At 76.4% G+C, this 2,107-nt stretch carries 1 protein-coding gene; it reads left to right on the top strand.

The window, feature by feature from the left end; translation table 11 throughout:
- Positions 1 to 71 precede the first annotated feature (71 nt).
- A partial coding sequence (locus tag ASC99_RS31250) for a primosomal protein N' (protein ID WP_057238409.1) occupies positions 72 to 2,107 on the top strand: 2,036 nt, incomplete at its 3' end.

Genomic DNA, 2,107 nt, shown 5'->3' with positions numbered 1-2,107 from the left:
CGGTCATCCCGGTCCGGGATGACCGCCGCCTTTCGCGTCTCTGTCGGTCGGGTTTGGTAGATGTTGGAGCGATGAGCACAGACGACGCCGGCGAGCAGCTGGCCTTCATCCGGGACACGGTCCGCCGGGCCAAGCCCCGGACGTGGCGTGGCGCGCTGCTGGCCGACGAGCTGCCGGTGGCCCGGGTGGTGGTCGACAAGGGGCTGCTCAGCCTCGACAAGTTCTTCGACTACGCGGTGCCCGCGAACCTCGCCGAGGAGGCCCAGCCCGGCGTCCGGGTCCGGGTCAGGTTCGGCGCCAGGGTCGGGGCGGGCGGTCGACGCGAGGGCGGCGAGCTGTACGACGGTTTCGTGGTCGCCCGGCTGGCTGCCTCGGACTTCCCCGGTGTGCTGGCCCCGCTGGCCCAGGTGCTGTCCCCTGAGCCGGTGCTGACGCCTGCTCTGCTGACGCTCTGCCGGACGGTCGCCGACCGGTACGCCGGCTCGCTGGCCGACGTACTGCAGCTGGCGGTGCCGCCCCGGCACGCCAAGGCGGAGGCCGAGCCCTCGCCCGAGCCGCTGCCGCCGCCCGCCGCTCCGGCGGTGGGGAGCTGGGACCGCTACGTCGACGGAGCGGAGTACTTGACGGCGCTCGGGGACGGTCGCGCGCCCCGTGCGGTGTGGACCGCGCTGCCAGGGCCGACCTGGCCCGAGGAGATCGCCCGCGCGGTGGCCGCCACTCTGGCCGGTGGCCGGGGAGCGCTGGTGGTGCTGCCCGAGGGGCGGTCGGTGGCCCGGGTGGACTCGGCGCTGACGGAGCTGCTGGGGGAGGGGCAGCACGTGGCGCTGGCGGCCGACCTCGGGCCCAAGGAGCGCTACCGCCGCTGGCTGTCCGTCAGCCGGGGCTCGGTGCGGGCCGCGATCGGGACGCGGGCGGCGATGTTCGCGCCGGTGCGGGACCTGGGCCTGGTGGTGGTCTGGAACGACGGCGACGGCAGCCACAGCGACCAGCGCGCGCCGCACCCGCACGTCAGGGAGGTGGCGCTGCTGCGCGCCGCCGAGGAGGGGGCGGGCGTCCTGCTGGGCGGGCTGTCGGTGACGGTCGAGGGTGCGCAGCTGCTCCGTACAGGCTGGGCCCGGCCGCTGGCCGCTCCTCGGGAGATGGTCCGTCAGGTCGCCCCCAGGGTGCGGACCGTGACCGATCTGGACCAGGGGCGGGATGCGGCCGCCCAGTACGCCCGGCTGCCGCGCCCGGCGTGGGAGGCGGCGCGCGAGGCACTCACCCGGGGCCCGGTGCTGATCCAGGTGCCCCGGCGCGGGTACGCGCCCCGGCTGGCCTGCGCGCAGTGTCGGACCGCCGCGCGGTGCCGGCACTGCGAGGGTCCGCTGGCGGCCGGTTCGGCGGGGGCGGTGCTGGAGTGCGCCTGGTGCGGGAAGGCCGAGCCCGAGTGGCACTGCGTGGAGTGCGGGTCGTTCCGGCTGCGGGCCCAGGTGGTGGGCGCGAAGCGGACGGCAGAGGAGTTGGGGAAGGCCTTTCCCCGGGTGCCGGTGCGGACCTCGGGGCGGGACTCGGTGCTGTCGGTGGTGTCGGGGGAGCCTGCGCTGATCATTTCGACGCCGGGGGCCGAGCCGGTGGCCGAGGGCGGGTACGCGGCCGCGCTGCTGCTGGACGGCTGGGCGCTGCTGGGCCGGCCCGACCTGCGGGCCGGCGAAGAGGCGCTGCGGCTGTGGATGTCGGCGGCGGGTCTGGTCCGTCCTGCCGGTGAGGGCGGGACGGTGGTGGTGGTCGCGGAGCCCACCGCACGGCCGGTGCAGGCACTGGTGCGGTGGGATCCGGCGGGGCATGCGGCGGTCGAGCTGGAGGAGCGGGCGCAGCTGCACTTCCCGCCGGTGTCGCGGATGGCCTCGGTGACGGGTGCTCCGCAGGCGGTGGAGGACCTGCTGTCGCTGATCCGGCTGCCCGACGGGGCGGACGTGCTCGGTCCGGTACCCGCCCCCGGGGGGCGGGGGCAGGAGTGGGAGCGGGCCCTGCTCCGGGTGGCACCCGGTCAGGGGGCGGCGCTGGCCACGGCTCTGAAGGCGGCTCAGATCGCCCGGGTCGCGCTGCGGTCACCGGACCAGGTCCGGAT

The sequence above is a fragment of the Kitasatospora sp. Root107 genome, assembly GCF_001424875.1.
Classification (GTDB): domain Bacteria; phylum Actinomycetota; class Actinomycetes; order Streptomycetales; family Streptomycetaceae; genus Kitasatospora.
The sequence above is the reverse complement of the archived record's forward strand: the minus strand, read 5'-3'. Positions and strand labels throughout refer to the sequence as shown.